We start from the raw sequence: 17680 nt of genomic DNA on the forward strand, positions 1-17680 counted from the left end.
GGGTGGATGCGGTAAAGGTCGCCCTAAGAAGCAGAAAGCAAGCGAAATCCGTGAGGAAGTCGCCTAAGAGCTTTGCTTTTAGAATCCCCCACTTGAGTGAAAACGAAAGTGGTGGGAGTATGTCAAAAATACTTACCCGATTGTGTCAATAAAATCGCCACCATCACAAAACCAAAAACTGTACTCAACACCAAGGGGGCTAAGGCTTTTTCATGTAAACCATAGTGCTGCCCGAAAATACCAAAGGCAATTGGCATTGGTAAAGCCGCAAGCAAAGTCCCGACAAATAGCATTTCTCGGTTCACATCTAATGCCCATAAAATTCCAAAAATCGTGAGTGGCATCAGCAATACTTTGAATGCAACCAAAACAATACTTTGCAAATTCACCGACTTGATTTGCATGCCGACCAAACTTCCACCAATCACAAATAAAGCCAAAGGTGAAGCAGTTTTGCCCAACATTTCCAGCACTTGTGCAATAGCTTGCGGCAGTTTGAAATTCAACAATACGCACAGCATACCCAATAAAATGGATAAAATTACAGGATTTTTCAGTAAACGCTGCAAGGTTTCCAAATAAAGTTGCCAGCCTGGTTTTGTTGTAGATTGCAGCCCACGTTCTGCCAAAATTAGCATAATGGCCACAATAATCAGGTTTTCTACAATTAAAGTTAAAGACAAATAAATTGCGGACTGACTGCCAATCAACAAAGTCAAAATAGCAGTGCCAATAAACCCTGTATTTGACATTGATGCACCCATTGCCAAGACACTGGCATGGGTTAAGTTTGAATTAAAATAATGCCGATACAGTAAAAAGGCAAAGATAAACAGCAGAATAGAACCGCCACCGTAACCTAAGAAATAAGCAGGATGCCAGATTTCTGACAAACTTTTACTGGCCAATGCCTGCAATAGAAATGCAGGCAACGCCACTTTCATGACAAATTGACCTAGAAACTGAATCGCACTGGTTTCAATAAATTGGCTTCTGATGGCAAAATATCCCAACAGTACTACGGTACAAATGGGAAATAAAATACTCAGTAACACCCTGACATCCTTTTTCAGTGTTGCCCATGATCGACATGGTTTTTACTGATTTACCTTACACCGAATCTCCCTATAAAGCACGGCAAAATAGTTTAAGTTTCACTTATTTTAAGCAGATAAAATATTAGGATTCCACTTCCGTATCTGTGGATTTAAACGGCGCAAATAAAGTACGAAACCCATGCGGCTGACAGCGCAAATATTGCGGGGCAATCTCAATTTTTTCACCCAATTCTGCCGCAGCATGCCATGGCCAACGAGGGTCATATAAAATCGCACGTGCGATCGCAATCGCATCGGCCTGTTCATATTGCAAAATACCTTCTGCCTGCATCGCTTCGGTAATCAAACCCACCGCAATTACAGGAATTTTTACAGCTTGCTTAATGGCATGTGCAAATGGTGTTTGATAACCCGCATGTAAATCAATTTTTTGATCGACATGCAAACCACCGCTCGACACGTGAATATAAGCCGCACCTAAATGCTCCAGTGCTTTTGCCAAACCTACTGAAGATTCCACATTCCAACCCTCTGCATCATCCATCCAGTCTGTTGCAGAAATTCGCACCCCAATTGGATAGCCTTGTGGAACAGCATTTTGAATCGCTTGAAATACTTCCAATGTAAGGCGAATCCGATTTTCCAAACTGCCGCCATATTCATCTTGGCGGTGATTAGACAGTGGTGACATAAATTGATGCAGCAAATAACCATGTGCAGCATGAATTTCGATTAAATCAAAACCTGCATCCACCGCTCGTACTGCGGCACTGGCAAAGTCTGCAATCACCTGTTGAATTTCATCTTGCGTTAAAGCATGCGGAGGATGTTCGTGCGGTTGAAATGGTAACTCACTGGCCGATACAGTCTGCCAACCATGTGCATCACTTGGGCTAAACTGACCTTTGCCCTGCCAAGGTTTATCGGTTGAGGCTTTACGTCCCGCATGTGCCAACTGCACAGCAAATGGCATAGGCGATAAACTTTTAACTTTATGCAATAAGGCTTTAAGCTGCGCACGCTGCATGTCATTCCATAAGCCTAAATCTGCATAGCTGATACGCCCTTCAGCCTGTACTGCGGTGGCTTCTACAATGCACATCCCTGCACCCGACAAGGCATAATTTGCCCATTGCTGCTCATGCCAATAGCTCAACTCACCTTGTTCATTGGCAGAATATTGACACATCGGAGCGATAATAATTTTGTTGGCAAGTTGCAGTGATCCAAATTGAATCGGCTGAAAAAGTAATGTCACGCTGCAAGCCCTCATACAGTGCGATTCACCAAAAGCGAATCATTAAATAAAAAAGAAGTAATCACTCAGAATCTGCCATCTGTTTTAGATGGTTTTTCTATAATAGATGTTTAAAAATGATTTATTTATAACGTGTTGTATGGTTTTTGCAAAGCCTGCTTTTGTTTTACACAGAATAATTTTGCGACAGCACACTATGGCTTGTATTCTATGGATAATGCCCAATATTAAGCGCATTACTGTATATCCTTGCCTGCTTAATTTCTAAAAGCGGATTGAATTTGTACCATGCCAGAATTACCAGAAGTTGAAACTACCAAAACTAGTCTATTGCCGCTACTTGATCAAAAAGTCCTGAATGTAGAAGTACGTCAAGCCAATTTACGCTGGCCCATTCCAGAAAACCTACATAAACTCACAGGACAAAAATTACTGCAATTGACCCGCAGATCCAAATACATTCTGGCGCAATTTGAACAGGACAGCATGTTGTGGCATTTAGGCATGTCGGGCAGTTTTCGTCTTTGCGATGCGCAGGAAGATTTACGCAAACACGACCATTTGATTATTCAGTTTGAAGATATACAATTGCGCTACCACGACCCACGTCGCTTTGGCTGTATTTTATGGCTAAATGAAAGCTCTCAACGCAAACTGATAGATCCACTTGGCCCTGAGCCGTTGAGTGATGCCTTTAACCCCGACTATCTTGCACAGAAGCTCAAAAACAAAAATGTTGGCATCAAAGTTGCAATTATGGATAACCATGTCGTGGTGGGTGTGGGCAATATTTATGCCACGGAAAGTCTGTTTAATTTAGGTATTCACCCTGCACAACCTGCATCATCACTCAGTTTGAAACAGATTGAAAAACTAGTGCTCGAAATCAAACGCATTTTAAAACAAGCGATTGATTTAGGCGGTTCGACCTTACGTGATTACAGCAATGCGATGGGCGAAAATGGCTATTTCCAACAAACCTTGTTGGCGTATGGACGTGCAGGTGAAATGTGTGTGAACTGTGAAACCACACTAGAAAATTTAAAACTGGGCCAACGTGCCTCGGTATTTTGTCCTGAATGTCAGCCTTTGAAAAAAGTACTCACTTCGACTAAAGCTGCAACAAGCAAACGAGGTAAAAAAGTATGAGAACCGCTATTGTGCGTCATATTTTAGTGAAAGATAAAGAAACCTGTGAACAACTGAAAAAGCGGATTCAATCAGGTGCTGATTTTGCCAAAATTGCCAAACAATTTTCGACCTGCTCTTCAGGAAAAAAAGGTGGGGAATTGGGTGAGGTCAAAAAAGGACAATTGGTACCCGTCATTGATAAATTAGTGTTTACCGCAGCAGAACGCGTACTACACGGACCTGTAAAAAGTCAGTTTGGTTTTCATTTGGTAGAAGTAAAGTTTCGGATGTAATTTTTATGCCTTCAGCGCCTCTCCATCCTAGAGAATAGGGTGCAAACAAACGGCGCATAAAGCGCCGTTTGTTTTGATTGCGTATTAAAAATTATTGACGTTTTTTCAATTCATCACGAATTTCACGTAGCAACGCGATATCTTCTGGCGTTGCTGCTGGTTCTGGCGCTGCTTCTTCTTGTTTACGGCGCATACGATTAATCATTTTCACCATTAAGAACACCACCCATGCCAAAATAATGAAGTTAATTAAAATCGTAAGGAAGTTACCATAGGTCAGGACATTTACACCTGCTTTGGTTAACTCATCTAAAGACTGTAAATTGTTTGGGTTATCGCCCAAAACAAAGAACTTTTGTGTGAAATCCACACCACCGCCAGTGATCACAGTAATCAATGGCATGATGATATCTTTCACTAATGAGTCAACAATTTTACCAAATGCCCCACCAATAATCACACCGACAGCCAAGTCGATCATGTTGCCTTTTACCGCAAACTCGCGGAACTCTTGAATAATACTCATTTAAATCTCCAGTTTTTTTTTGACTTTAATTTATGTGACGAAGTATACATTAATTTTATAGCTTCATTTCCACGTAATTTACTCGGAAATCATCTGCTTTTATATATTGCTTTGCTAATTTTAAACAAAAAAATGCCATCAATAAATTGATGGCATTTTTAAATTTTGCTGCCCCGCATGAGGACAACATCATTTTTAAAACTTATTTACCAGAACGGTTACGTTTACGTTCGTTTTCAGTCAACCAGCGTTTACGGATACGGATTGACTTAGGTGTTACTTCAACTAATTCATCATCTTCAATAAATTCAAGCGCTTGTTCAAGCGTGAATTCAATTGCAGGTACCAGTGTCAACGCATCATCTGTACCAGAAGCACGTACGTTAGTTAACTGTTTCGCTTTGGTTGGGTTAACTGTCATGTCGTCTGAACGAGAGTTAATCCCTACGATCATACCTTCGTAAACTTCTAACTGAGGTTTAGCAAATAGACGACCACGGTCCTGCAATGTGAACAATGCATAGCCAAGGCAAGTACCTTGAACCATAGAAATCAACACACCGTTTTGACGTTTCGCAACTTGACCTGCTTTCATTGGGCCATAGTGTGAGAAGCTTGACGTCATGATACCCGTACCAGAAGTCATGGTCATGAATTCAGAACGGAAACCAATTAAACCACGTGAAGGCACAGTGGCTTCAATACGGATACGACCTTTACCGTCTACTTCCATATTGGTCATCTCACCTTTACGGTTACCCATTTGTTCCATCACAGCGCCTTGGTGCTGTTCTTCTACGTCAAAAGTCACGTTTTCGTATGGTTCTTGCATTTCGCCATCAATCTCTTTCAAGATGACTTGCGGACGAGATACACCCATTTCGAAGCCTTCACGGCGCATGTTTTCAATCAATACAGAAAGGTGAAGCTCACCACGACCAGATACTTTGAAACGGTCTGGACTGTCAGTATCTTCTACACGAAGTGCAACGTTGTGAATTAATTCGCGGTCTAGACGTTCACGAATGTTACGTGAAGTCACGAACTTACCTTCTTTACCCGCAAAAGGTGAGTTGTTGACTTGGAATGTCATCGATACGGTTGGTTCGTCTACAGAAAGCGGCGGTAAAGCTTCTACATTTTTCGGATCACAAATCGTGTCAGAAATATGCAATTCGTCCATGCCTGTTACACAAACGATGTCACCTGCAGATGCAGATTCGATGTCGATACGCTCTAAACCGTGGTAACCCATGATTTTTAAGATACGACCGTTACGTGTTTTACCATCTTTGTCGATCACAGTCACAGGTGTGTTCAATTTTACTGAACCACGTTGAATACGACCAACACCGATAACACCAACGAAGCTGTTATAGTCAAGTGAAGACACTTGCATTTGGAATGGACCATCAACATCAACTGCTGGTGGTTCAACGATGTCTACAATTGTTTCAAACAATGGAGTCATATCTTCAGCAAGCTCTTCTGGAGAAGGACCTGCAACACCACGAAGACCTGAAGCATAAACCACTGGGAAGTCTAACTGTTCGTCAGTACCGCCAAGGTTATCGAACAAATCGAATACTTGGTCAATTACCCAGTCAGGACGCGCGTTTGGCTTGTCTACTTTGTTGATGATCACGATTGGCTTCAAACCGCGTGAGAACGCTTTTTGCGTTACGAAACGTGTTTGTGGCATTGGACCTTCTTGTGAGTCAACCAAAAGAAGTACGCAATCCACCATCGACATTACACGTTCAACTTCGCCACCGAAGTCGGCGTGTCCCGGGGTGTCCACAATGTTAATGCGGTATTCAGTATCAGTACGTTTGTCTAACCATTTGATTGCAGTGTTTTTTGCAAGAATGGTAATACCACGTTCACTTTCAATAGCGCCTGAATCCATGACACGCTCAATCTCGCCCGCTCGTTCACCGAGTGCGCCCGATTGTTGTAAAAGTTTATCCACAAGAGTTGTTTTTCCGTGGTCAACGTGCGCAATAATTGCGATGTTGCGGAGAGTTTTAATATCAGACATTTAAATTCAATACGCTATAAATTTGAGGGCAAATTATACAGAAAAATACTAAAGTTTTATAGTGACACTTTATTGACACACACAATTTTTTTTGATGAGTGGCGTGCTTTGGGTTTTGTAAAGCTGTGTAACTCGATTAGAATAGCGCCACTTTTGCAATTTTTTATGACTCATGTCTGATTTAAACCACTCTCCCCACCCAAAAGACCAGCTCGATTTGGTCTATGGTCTGAATGACCGTCCAAAACCATTCATCGCTTTTTTAGCAGCTTTTCAGCATTTACTGGCAATTATTGTTCCAATTGTCACACCAGGTCTCTTAATTTGCTTGGCTTTAGGTGTTTCCAAACAAGATACCAACATGATCTTGTCAATGTCTTTGGTCATTTCAGGCATTGCAACCTTTTTACAATGTAAAAAAGTCGGCCCTTTTGGTGCAGGTTTGCTCATTGTGCAAGGCACCAGTTTTAACTTTATTGGCCCAATCATTGGTATTGGCTCTGCTATGGTCGCCGCAGGCACACCTGTTGAATCGGTCATGGCGGCAATTTTTGGCGTGGTCATTGCAGGTTCGTTTATTGAAATGGGCGTATCGCAAATTTTACCGTGGGTCAAAAAGCTGATTACCCCATTGGTCACTGGTATTGTGGTACTTCTCATTGGTTTGACCTTAATTAAAGAAGGTTTAATCAGTATGGGCGGTGGCTACCAAGCCATGAGCAATAATACCTTTGCCAATACCGACAACCTGATTATGTCGTGTACCGTCTTGGCAATTATTATTATTTTGAACCGCATCAACATCACGTGGATTAAAAGCTCTGCCATTTTAATTGCCTTGGTGATTGGTTATGCAATGGCAGGCATGATGGGTCATCTCGACTTTTCAGGTCTGAAAGATGCCCCTCTGGTACAAGTGCCGACTCCGATGCATTTTGGACTGGATTTCTCTTGGAGCTTATTCATTCCATTGGCATTTATTTATTTGGTGACGTCATTAGAAGCCATTGGTGATATTACCGCGACCTCTAAACTCTCCAATCAACCTGTCGATGGCCCACAATGGATGCAACGCATTAAAGGCGGTGTATTGGTAAATGGCGCTAACTCATTCTTGGCAGGGATTTTCAACACCTTTCCAAGTTCGGTATTTGCCCAAAATAATGGCGTAATTCAACTTACAGGTGTTGCTAGCCGTTATGTCGGCATCTGGATTGCTGCCCTACTCATCATTTTAGGTTTACTTCCTGCAGTTGCAGGTGTGATTCAGGCTGTGCCTCAAGCCGTACTAGGTGGTGCTGTGATGGTGATGTTTGGTGCCGTTGCCGCTTCGGGAATCAATATTCTTTCAGGTGTCGCTTTAGATCGTCGTGCCTTACTGATTATTGCAATTTCATTGGGCTTAGGCTTAGGTGTTGCACAAGTGCCACAAATTCTGGAACACTTACCTGAATTATTCCGTAATATTTTCAGTTCAGGCGTTGCAACAGGCGGTATTGCAGCACTCATTTTAAATATTGTGCTTCCTGAAACTAAAAAGTAATTGCATGTCCAAAAAACACTGTCTGAGCTGAACTTGGGCAGTGTTTTTCTATTGGAGAGAGAACCATGAACCCCCAAAGCGAAGTTTTACTCAGACAATATGACTATTTGTCTGGTCGCGTTCTACTGATCAATGCCCCGACCGATCAACTCCTCGCAGAATTGGGTGACTCAATCCAAACTTCTGTTTGGACATGGAATTTTAACGACTATCAATACTTTCAAAATCGACAGGCGCAAGTGCATTTTGGTGCAGAATTGCCTGCAGGTGAATTTGATCAGGCTGTTATTTTTGTGCCGAAATCCAAGGAACTGCTCAATTACCTGATTCACACCATTGCCGCACAACTCCCACAAGGCAGCAGCGTATTTTTAGTCGGTGAAAAGAAAGCAGGAATTGAACGGGCTGCAAAGCAATTACAACCTTATGGCAAAACACTCAAACTAGATAGCGCCCGCCACTGCCAACTATGGCAGCTGATTTTAGACTGCAAGGTTCAAACTAAAGCCTTAGCAGATTGGGCGCAAAACTATACAGTTGCTACACCTAAAAGCGATTTACAGATTTGTGCCTTGCCGGGTGTATTTAGCCAAAAACACTTGGATGTTGGCACGGCTGTATTACTGCCTTATTTGAATCAGGTTACTGCTGGGAAAATTGCAGATTTTGGCTGTGGTGCGGGTGTGATCAGTGCTTACTTAGCCAAACTTAACCCTGAAAATCGTATTTTTGCCTTAGATGTCGATGCCTTTGCTTTAGCGTCAACGCAAATGACGTTTGAAAAAAATCAGCTCAATCCACAACAGCTTGAAATTAAAGCCGTGACAGGCATTGAGGATGCACCGCTATTTTTGCATGCCATCGTGAGTAACCCCCCGTTCCACCAAGGCATTCACACACATTACGATGCCAGTGAAAATCTGTGTAAAACCTCACGTCGTCACCTGAAATCGGGTGGTGAACTTTGGATTGTGGCCAATCGCTTTTTGAATTATCCACTCTTAATTGAACAAAGTTTCGGTCAATGCACAATCAAGGCAGATCAACAAGGCTTTAAAGTGCTGTTTGCCAGCACGCAGAAAAATACAAAGGAAGTAGGATGAGCGACTCACACAACAGTAGAAAACTGCAGCGTAAGCTCGGTGCGCGTCATTTAAACATGATCGCCATTGGTGGCTCAATTGGTACAGGTTTATTCCTTGCTTCAGGTGCGACCATTGCCAATGCAGGTCCTGGTGGCGCCTTGCTTGCGTATGCCCTAATTGGCGTCATGATTTATTTTTTGATGACCAGTCTAGGCGAACTTGCAACGCATAATCCAACTTCAGGCGCGTTCTTTACCTATGGCAGTAAATATGTCGAAGGTGGTTTCGGTTTTGCACTAGGTTGGAACTATTGGTACAACTGGGCCATTACCGTGGCATTTGAATTGGTTGCGGTGCAATTCATCATGAAATTTTGGTTTCCTGATATTCCTGGCTTTTACTGGAGTGCATTATTTTTAGCGGTGGTTTTCGCAATTAACGCATTAACCGTCAAAGGTTTTGGTGAGTCTGAGTTCTTCTTTTCTTTGGTCAAAGTACTTGCGATTGTGGCATTCATCATTATCGGTATTTTTATGATTGTCAAAATCATGCTCAACCCTGATGTTGCTACATTTGCCAATTGGAGCAAAGGCGAAGCGCCATTTGTAGGTGGACTATCTGCCTTAATTGGTGTGGCGATGATTGCAGGATTCTCATTTCAAGGTACTGAAATGGTTGGCGTTGCAGCGGGTGAATCTAAAAATCCTAAGAAAACCATTCCAATTGCAATTAAACAAATCTTCTGGCGTATTTTGTTGTTTTATATCGTGTGTATTTTTATTATTGGTACCTTAATCGCCTATGATGACCCACGTTTACTTCAAGCAGCCGCCACCGATAACATTGCACTCTCTCCGTTTACTTTACTATATGAACAGGCAGGCTTTGCCTTTGCCGCAAGTGTCATGAATGCAGTAATTTTAACTGCGATTCTTTCTGCTGGTAACTCGGGTATGTATTCATCGACCCGTATGCTATTTGATATGGCACGTAAAGGCAGTGCACCAAAAGCTTTTGCCCGCTTGGATGCTCGTGGCGTCCCAATGAATGCACTGTATGCCACAACAGCAATCGCTGCACTATGTTTTTTAACAACATTTATTGGCGAAAAACAAGTATTTAACTGGCTTCTGAATATGTCAGGTATGTGTGGCTTTATTGTCTGGCTCGGTATTGCTGTATCACATTATCGTTTTCGTAAAGGCTATTTGGCACAAGGCTACCAACTGCATGATTTAGCCTATCGTGCTAAATTCTTTCCATTTGCCCCGTGGTTTGCCTTTATCCTATGTGCGATTGTGGTCTTAGGTCAAAACTACCAAGCGGTGCTTGATGGTGAATGGTTAGCGGTGTTATCAACCTATATTGGGATCTTTTTATTTTTAGCCATTTGGTTAGGCTATAAATGGAAACACAAAACCAAGCTCATTGCATATCAGGAGATGGATGTGAAACCACTACACCCTGATCATGACTAAAGTAAATCTTCTTCTATTGCACTTCATTTGAGAAGCTAAGATTCTAAAACAGCCAACATTTGGCTGTTTTTTATGGCGTAAATTTAAGACAAATTTTATTTTAAAGCAATTTCGTTATTGATAATACGGCGAGAAATCACGCCACAAACTGCTCAATGTTGATTTTCATAATCGCTAATCAACTACTTGATTGACTGAGATACATCAAGTCTATATGTCTTGTCTAAAAAATTTGACTTAGTTTAGGGTTCAACAGACCAAAATATTAAGTACTATCAGCCTCTACCTTATTTACTCTTTATTCTAAAAATCATACTTTTACAATATTTTTTAAACGTATTGAATGTAAATTATTTCAGGCACTCTTTAATCCAAACACCTCATAAAAAAAGAAGTATAAAAAAACGACTCCGAAGAGTCGTTTTTTCAACTTAACTCAAATTATTGAGCTTGTTGTTCAACAGTCACTGTACGGCTGCCAGTGATCGTCGCGAATACACGACGGTTCATAGCACGACCTTCTTTAGTGTTGTTGTCAGCAATCGGTTGATCCCAAGCGAAACCTTGAGTAGACAAACGAGCTGGATCTACATTGTATTCATTTACAAGTGAAGATTTAACAGAGTTCGCACGCGCTAAAGATAAACGTTCGTTCAATGCACGTGGACCAGTGTTGTCAGTGTGACCTTCGATGCGAGCAGTAGCGTTTGGATATTCAACTAACTTCTCTGCAACTTTAGCGATTTCTGGCTTGTACTGATCTTTGATGTTTGATTTGTTCGTATCAAAGAACACACGAAGTTCCATGTTCAAGTCTTCAGTCAACTCTTGTGGAGCAGGTTGAACTGGAGCAACGGTTTCAACTGGAGCAACTTCTACTACAGGAGCAGCTGGCTTCAAGTGACCGCCAAGAACTACGTTAAGACCAGCTAAAGCTGTGTAGTTCCAGAATTTTTCGTCAAAGTGGTAAGTACCACGCGCTTCTGTACGAAGAGATAAAGCATCGTTCAAACGGAAGAACGCACCAACACCTGCATTACCTAAAGTACCTTCAATATCTTCACCAGCAATAGAGCCTTCTGGCGAGTATTTATAATGACCAGCACCTAAAAGTACGTATGGCTTGATTTTGCTGTCGTAGTTTTTAGTGATCAAGTCAGAAGTTGCATAGAAGTTACCAGCAATATTTTGAGCTTTATACTCAGCACCCGCACCAAGACCTTCTACATCACCTTTAACTTGGCTATATTCAGCTTCGAAACCTAACCAAGGAGTAAGTTCAACACCAAGTGCTGCACCAACAAATAAATCGTCCTGTAATTCTGGACCATCTGTTAGCTTGTCATTGTTGTGTTGAGTGTCTTGGAAAGTGTAACCAAGCATTAATGGGGTAACAGTTACGCCCGCGTTTGCAGCAGCTAAAGGAGCAGCTACGAGCATTGCTAATGCAATACGACTCATTTTCATGGATTTATCCTCCAGAGATAACAATTGTTGTTCAAGCTCAAGCCTAAATTTTCGACTACCCTGAGATAGGCTTTCTTATACCCCAGTATTATTTTTAAGCTAGTCACTTTGAATCATACAAACACTTTTTTACTTTTCCAAGTGCTTGATAATTTTAATCAAGTAAATTATTGACAAAATTACTTACAATTTCCGTTGTAATTCGGTAAATTTTTACTCAATTATTTGGTGCGAATAGCCTATCTTTCTTGCGGTTTATTCTAACACTTTCACGAAAAGTTGTTTAGTAATTATTATACAACACATAAAGTGCTATAAAACAACAAATTACTCAAATTAATCATAAAAAAACATAACAATAACAGGTATAGACTTATGTCGAATATAAGCAAAAATGGCTTCACGCTGTTTGAATTGATCGTCACGTTAGCGATTAGTGCGATTTTAATCATGGTTGCCCTGCCCTATTTTCATCAGCTGATGGCACAACAAGAACTCAAGCGAATTCAGTATTCATTACAGGCCAGCCTGAAAATAGCACGCTCTCATGCCTTCACCCATCATAGCAATGTGGTGATTTGTCCTACACAAAACTTTGTTCAATGTAGTATGCAAAACTGGGATACTGGTTTTTTGATCTTTATGGATCATAATCGAAACCGCCAAATTGACGACAGTGAATACATTCTTTATACAGAAAAAACTGCACTTAAATACGGAACTCTGGATTGGCGTGGAACTTTAAACATTCCTAGTGTGACTTTTAATGCTCAACAAGGTTTGCCGATCGGCTCGAATGGTAGTTTCTTTTACTGCTCTACTCACGTCGCGAGCAAACGACTGGTGCTTAGTAAAATGGGGCAAACTCGAGCTGAAGACATCAATGGATGTTAACTGAGCAGTCTAAATGATCTTTATATTGTCACTTTATTCTCATCTTTTTTTGCCTATACTGCTGAAGTGATCTATTCCTGCTTGGAATTAAATCTAGACAAAAGCACATATAAAAAAACTGGGAGAATAAAATGACGGATATCGTTATTGTAAATGGTGCACGCACTGCAATGGGTGGCTTTCAAGGCAGTTTAGCCAATGTGACTGCACCAGAATTAGGTGCGGCAAGTATCCAAGCGGCCATTCAACGTGCGGGGGTACAAGCAACAGAAATCGATGAAGTCATTATGGGCTGCGTCCTGCCTGCAGGCTTAAAGCAAGGCCCTGCTCGTCAGGCGATGCGTCAAGCAGGCTTACCAGATTCTACAGGTGCGGTCACCATCAACAAACTCTGTGGTTCTGGTATGAAAGCTGTCATGCAAGCAGCCGATGCAATCAAAGCAGGTTCTGCCTCAATCATTGTCGCTGGTGGTATGGAGTCAATGAGTAATGCACCTTATGTACTGACCAAAGCACGTGCTGGGTACCGTATGGGACATGGTGATGTGAAAGACCACATGTTCTTAGACGGCCTTGAAGATGCTGAAACAGGTCGTTTGATGGGCTCATTCGCACAAGATATGGCCAATAGCAAAGGTTACACACGCCAACAAATGGATGACTTTGCGATTCGCTCACTCAAACGTGCACAAACTGCAGTCAATGAAGGCTATTTTGCCGATGAAATTGTCCCTGTGACAGTTGCAACACGTAAAGGCGATGTCATTGTAGATAAAGATGAACAACCTTTTAATGCCAATATTGAAAAAATTCCAACACTTCGTCCAGCCTTCGCTAAAGATGGTAGTATTACTGCTGCAAATGCCAGCTCTATTTCGGATGGTGCATCGGCACTCGTACTCACTTCTGCTGAACATGCTGCTGCCCAAGGGTTAAAGCCTATGGCAAAAATTGTGGGCTATGCAACCAACTCACAACATCCTTCAGAATTCACCATTGCTCCAATTGGTGCGATTCAAAAAGTATTGGATAAAGCGGGTTGGCAAGTTGCAGATGTAGATTTATGGGAAATTAATGAAGCTTTTGCTATGGTCACCATGTGCCCAATGGATGAGTTCAAGCTTGATCCTGAAAAAGTGAATATCAACGGTGGTGCATGTGCACTTGGGCATCCTGTGGGTTCTACAGGTTCACGTATTATCCTGACTTTAATTCATGCGCTTAAACGCACAGGTGGCAAACGTGGCGTTGCTGCTCTCTGTATTGGTGGTGGTGAAGCAACTGCAGTTGCGATTGAATTGCTTTAATGCCTTGAAGCCCTATTTGTAAAACGGAATTAGGGCAGATGGGATACAGTCATTCCCTAACCCCTCTTTATTCAAAAAGCAAAAAGACGAATCAATGATTCGTCTTTTTGCTTACGGCTTGAAAAAGTCTTAGAGCAATTCTGCACGCAACTGTTCAGGCGATTTCATTGACAATAAGCCTGGCGCAACATCGTAAGCAGTTTTTGCACCATATTGCTGCATTTGGTTTAAACGATAACAAGCACGTGCGTAAGCCACCAAAATACTCGCGGTAAACTCAGGATTGCTGTCTAACTTCAATGAGAACTCAAGCACTTGTTTTTGTTCATCGCTGGTATTGCCACTGCGAATGACAAAACCGCCATGTGGCATGCGTTGGTGATCTTTGGCTAAAGTCGCTTCATCAATGAAATTTACGGTTGTGTTGTAGTCAGCGAAATAATCTGGCATGGTCACAATCGCTTGCTCTACCGCAGCAGCATCGGCACCTTCTGCAAGTACGACATAACATTCACGAGTATGTTTATCTTTGGTGCTTAATAGAGGGCGCGCACCGCTACGCACTTGCTCAATGGCATCATTTGATGGAATAGTATATTGCACACCTGCTTTTACACCATCAACACGACGAATGGCGTCTGAGTGACCCTGACTTAAACCTTTACCCCAAAAAGTATAGGTTTCACCATCTGGTAACAACGCTTCACCAAATAAACGATTAATCGAGAACATGCCTGGATCCCAACCAATTGAGATGAGTGCAGTTTTCTTGTTCGCTGTCGCAGGTGCATCTACAGATGCATAATATTCAGGAATACGTGCATGCGTATCGAAACTATCGACAATATTAAATTGGCTCGCCAGTACTGGACCTTGTTGTGGCAAGTCGTCTTTTGAACCACCACATAAAATCAGCACATCAATTTTGTCTTGAAAATCTGACAATAAATCCATGTGAAACACTGCTGTTTCAGCAAAACATGGTGAAACGCTTTCAGGCGCACGACGGGTAAAAATACCCACCAATTGTAAATCTGGGTTTTTATGAATCGCCGTTTCAACACCACGACCTAAGTTGCCATAACCAGCAATACCAATACGGATAGAATTTTGCATAAAGACAAATCACTTCATCATGAAAAAATTGAAAAATAAATCAGAGGATAATCACATCAAATTATCGTCTTGATTGATTTTTGATAATGTAAAAATAACGCCTACATAAGACTGCGATGCTACATCAGCGTGCTTATACTACAGCACTTTGCGGTAAATTAAATCATTAAGAAGTGCGATAAAACAAGCCGTTTGATCATTTTAAGGCAAACAAAAAGCCTGCACATGGCAGGCTGTTTGTAAATGTGTGAACCGCGATATTTCGATAAAATCTATCTACATTTCGATGAAATCCATCATCAATATATTACGCACCTGTTTGATAATTTGGTTTTGGCACTGCGGTAGAAGCTTGATAAGGATGGGTAAAGTCCGCCAAACCTGCTGCAGCTTCTTGCACATCTTTACCTTCTTTAATCACGAAAGTATCGAAACCTGCACGTTTCATATAATTTAAGACGTCTTTAAAGACATCACCGACTGCGCGAAGTTCACCCTGAAAGCCTTGACGGCGTAACAATGCCGCAAAAGAATAACCACGGCCATCGTTAAAACCTGAAAATTCAATAAAAATTGCATCCAGTTCTGCCAATGGAAATTCATGGTTTTCAGGCGAAGCATCTACCGTTAAATATAGGGCTTTTTTACCTGAAATTTGTGCCAACTGATCAAGCTGTTCAACGCTGAGCACCACATCACCTTGCGGTAATGCTGCATCTTCCGCAATCACTTGATAAGTATTGTCTGCAATCGTGCCATCTTTTGCGAGCACAGGTAGTGCAGTATTAAGCATAAGCGCGCTCCTTAAATGGTTGAATGCCGACACGGCGATAAGTGTCGATGAAGTCTTCACCTTCACTACGCAAATCTAAGTAGGTATTTAAAATTTCTTCCACCACATCAGGAATCACTTCAGCAGCAAAAGATGGCCCTAAAATATCACCGATTGACGCATCATGGTCTGCATGCCCACCTAAAGTGATTTGGTAGAATTCCGCGCCTTTTTTATCGACACCTAAAATCCCGATATTACCAACGTGGTGATGACCACAAGCGTTCATACAACCTGAAATATTTAAATCCAGTTTGCCAAGATTATAAATGGTATCCAAATCATCAAAACGGCGTGAAATGGCTTCTGAAATTGGAATAGATTTGGCATTGGCAAGTGAACAGAAATCACCACCCGGACAGCAAATAATATCGGTAATAAAGCCAATATGCGCGCGCGCCAAGTTATTGGCATCGAGCACTTGCCACAATGCAAACAGGTCTTTTTGTGGCACATCTACCAAAGCAATATTTTGCTCATGCGTGGTACGCAACTCACCAAAGGTATATTGATCGGCTAAATCTGCAATCAGATTCATTTCTTCTGTCGTCATGTCACCCGGTGCAACACCTGCACGTTTCAATGAAATGGTGACAATACGATAGCCTTGTACTTTGTGCGCATTGGTGTTGATGTTGAACCATTGCTTGAATTTTGGATACTGCGCAAACAGCTCGCTAAAATCTTCATCGGCATAGTTTTGATAAGCAAATGGCGTGAAGTTTTCATCCATTTTTTGCAAAGTTTCTGCATCAATTTTTAAGGTTTTCACCGTATGTGCAAATTCAGCTTCAACTTTTTCTGCAAATACTGCTGGAGTTAAGGCTTTTACCAAAATTTTGATACGTGCTTTATATTTATTGTCGCGACGACCATGCAAGTTATAAACACGTAAAATAGCTTCTAAGTAAGCAATCAAATCTTCACGTGGCAAGAACTCACGAATAAAGCTACCGATAATTGGAGTACGACCTAAGCCGCCACCAACTTTAATTTTATAGCCAATTTCGCCTGCTTCATTTTTAACAATATAGACACCAATGTCATGAAATGCAGTCGCAGCACGGTCAATTTCTTCCAGTGCAGACACCGCAATTTTGAATTTACGTGGCAAGAAGGCAAATTCAGGGTGGAAAGTCGACCACTGACGAATTAATTCACAGGTTGGACGTGGGTCAGCAATTTCGCCCGCCACGACACCTGCATATTGATCTGTAGTGGTATTACGAATACAGTTACCCGAAGTCTGAATTGCGTGCATTTGTACGGTTGCAAGCTCTGCCAGCATGTCAGGCACATTTTCCAGTGCAGGCCAGTTAAACTGAATATTTTGACGTGTTGATACGTGCGCATAGCCACGGTCATAGTCTTTGGCAAGCTGCGCAACTTTACGCAATTGCTTAGAGTTCATCAGACCGTAAGGCACCGCAATACGCAACATTGGCGCATAGCGTTGTACATACAAACCATTTTGCAGACGCAATGGACGATATTCATCCTCAGTCAATTTGCCTGCTAAATAACGTTCCGTTTGGTCGCGGAACTGTGCAACACGTTCATTAATCAGTTGCTGATCGAAATCAGTATATAAATACATGGCGTACAGCTAGTCATTTCTATTATCACGGCTGACAGCATAGCGAGATTCAAT

Annotated in this window: 15 protein-coding genes; 7 read left to right on the forward strand and 8 right to left on the reverse strand. The window is 41.8% G+C overall.

The genetic code is table 11. From position 1 onward, the window contains the following. Positions 1 to 122 precede the first annotated feature (122 nt). Together FTU71_RS11120 and FTU71_RS11125 are read right to left on the reverse strand one after the other, a co-directional pair. Positions 123 to 1055 carry an AEC family transporter gene (locus FTU71_RS11120; RefSeq protein WP_179994318.1) on the reverse strand — a complete coding sequence of 311 codons (933 nt, stop codon included), beginning with the start codon at positions 1053 to 1055 and terminating at the stop codon, positions 123 to 125. A gap of 124 nt (positions 1056 to 1179) precedes the next feature. Continuing rightward, positions 1180 to 2316 (reverse strand): NADH:flavin oxidoreductase/NADH oxidase, encoded by a 1137-nt coding sequence (locus tag FTU71_RS11125; RefSeq protein ID WP_179994319.1) that lies wholly within the window; start codon positions 2314 to 2316, stop codon positions 1180 to 1182. Between the two features lie 288 nt (positions 2317 to 2604). Between FTU71_RS11125 and mutM the strand changes: the two genes are divergently transcribed. Beyond that, positions 2605 to 3465, forward strand: coding sequence for a bifunctional DNA-formamidopyrimidine glycosylase/DNA-(apurinic or apyrimidinic site) lyase (mutM, locus tag FTU71_RS11130; RefSeq protein ID WP_004972419.1), 861 nt, complete (start codon positions 2605 to 2607; stop codon positions 3463 to 3465). Further along, positions 3462 to 3740 carry a peptidylprolyl isomerase gene (locus FTU71_RS11135; RefSeq protein ID WP_096901561.1) on the forward strand — a complete coding sequence of 93 codons (279 nt, stop codon included), beginning with the start codon at positions 3462 to 3464 and terminating at the stop codon, positions 3738 to 3740. Before mutM ends, FTU71_RS11135 begins: the two co-directional genes overlap by 4 nt. A 91-nt stretch (positions 3741 to 3831) precedes the next feature. On the opposite strand, the gene mscL is transcribed toward FTU71_RS11135, so the two are convergent. Both mscL and typA read right to left on the reverse strand, forming a co-directional pair. After that, positions 3832 to 4266 (reverse strand): large conductance mechanosensitive channel protein MscL, encoded by a 435-nt coding sequence (gene mscL, locus FTU71_RS11140; RefSeq protein ID WP_004972423.1) that lies wholly within the window; start codon positions 4264 to 4266, stop codon positions 3832 to 3834. A 202-nt stretch (positions 4267 to 4468) separates the two neighbouring features. Continuing rightward, positions 4469 to 6307, reverse strand: coding sequence for a translational GTPase TypA (gene typA, locus FTU71_RS11145; RefSeq protein ID WP_179994320.1), 1839 nt, complete (start codon positions 6305 to 6307; stop codon positions 4469 to 4471). A gap of 172 nt (positions 6308 to 6479) precedes the next feature. Here typA and FTU71_RS11150 point away from each other — a divergent pair, with 172 nt between their 5' ends. The 3 genes from FTU71_RS11150 (at position 6480) to FTU71_RS11160 (ending at position 10413) form a co-directional block, all read left to right on the forward strand. Next, positions 6480 to 7850: a uracil-xanthine permease family protein gene (locus FTU71_RS11150; RefSeq protein ID WP_004972426.1), complete on the forward strand. Its 1371-nt coding sequence runs from the start codon at positions 6480 to 6482 to the stop codon at positions 7848 to 7850. 65 nt (positions 7851 to 7915) lie between these two features. After that, entirely contained in the window at positions 7916 to 8953 is a 1038-nt protein-coding gene (locus FTU71_RS11155; RefSeq protein ID WP_179994321.1) for a methyltransferase, read from the forward strand. After that, a complete protein-coding gene (locus tag FTU71_RS11160; RefSeq protein WP_179994322.1) occupies positions 8950 to 10413 on the forward strand; it encodes an amino acid permease in 1464 nt (487 codons plus the stop codon). Before FTU71_RS11155 ends, FTU71_RS11160 begins: the two co-directional genes overlap by 4 nt. Positions 10414 to 10854: 441 nt before the next feature. On the opposite strand, the gene omp38 is transcribed toward FTU71_RS11160, so the two are convergent. Then, positions 10855 to 11880 (reverse strand): outer membrane protein Omp38, encoded by a 1026-nt coding sequence (omp38, locus tag FTU71_RS11165; protein WP_167845802.1) that lies wholly within the window; start codon positions 11878 to 11880, stop codon positions 10855 to 10857. A gap of 375 nt (positions 11881 to 12255) precedes the next feature. Between omp38 and FTU71_RS11170 the strand changes: the two genes are divergently transcribed. Beyond that, on the forward strand, positions 12256 to 12774 hold the full coding sequence (locus FTU71_RS11170; RefSeq protein ID WP_179994323.1) for a GspH/FimT family pseudopilin: 519 nt from the start codon (positions 12256 to 12258) through the stop codon (positions 12772 to 12774). A gap of 131 nt (positions 12775 to 12905) precedes the next feature. Further along, entirely contained in the window at positions 12906 to 14081 is a 1176-nt protein-coding gene (locus FTU71_RS11175; RefSeq protein ID WP_179988517.1) for a thiolase family protein, read from the forward strand. Between the two features lie 129 nt (positions 14082 to 14210). Here FTU71_RS11175 and FTU71_RS11180 read toward each other — a convergent pair whose 3' ends face one another. The 3 genes from FTU71_RS11180 to FTU71_RS11190 all read right to left on the reverse strand — a co-directional run bounded on the left by FTU71_RS11180 (position 14211) and on the right by FTU71_RS11190 (position 17626). Further along, a complete protein-coding gene (locus FTU71_RS11180) occupies positions 14211 to 15197 on the reverse strand; it encodes a diaminopimelate dehydrogenase (RefSeq protein WP_179994324.1) in 987 nt (328 codons plus the stop codon). Positions 15198 to 15504: 307 nt separating this feature from the next. Further along, the gene (locus tag FTU71_RS11185) at positions 15505 to 15990 is read right to left on the reverse strand and encodes a DUF934 domain-containing protein (protein WP_004972443.1); all 486 of its coding nucleotides are present in this window, start codon (positions 15988 to 15990) and stop codon (positions 15505 to 15507) included. Then, complete coding sequence (locus FTU71_RS11190; protein WP_004972445.1) at positions 15983 to 17626, reverse strand: nitrite/sulfite reductase; 1644 nt, start codon at positions 17624 to 17626, stop codon at positions 15983 to 15985. The genes FTU71_RS11185 and FTU71_RS11190 overlap by 8 nt, the downstream gene beginning before the upstream one ends. Positions 17627 to 17680: the final 54 nt, after the last annotated feature.

It is taken from the genome of Acinetobacter sp. YH12136 (assembly GCF_013418545.1).
Classification (GTDB): Bacteria; Pseudomonadota; Gammaproteobacteria; order Pseudomonadales; family Moraxellaceae; genus Acinetobacter; species Acinetobacter towneri.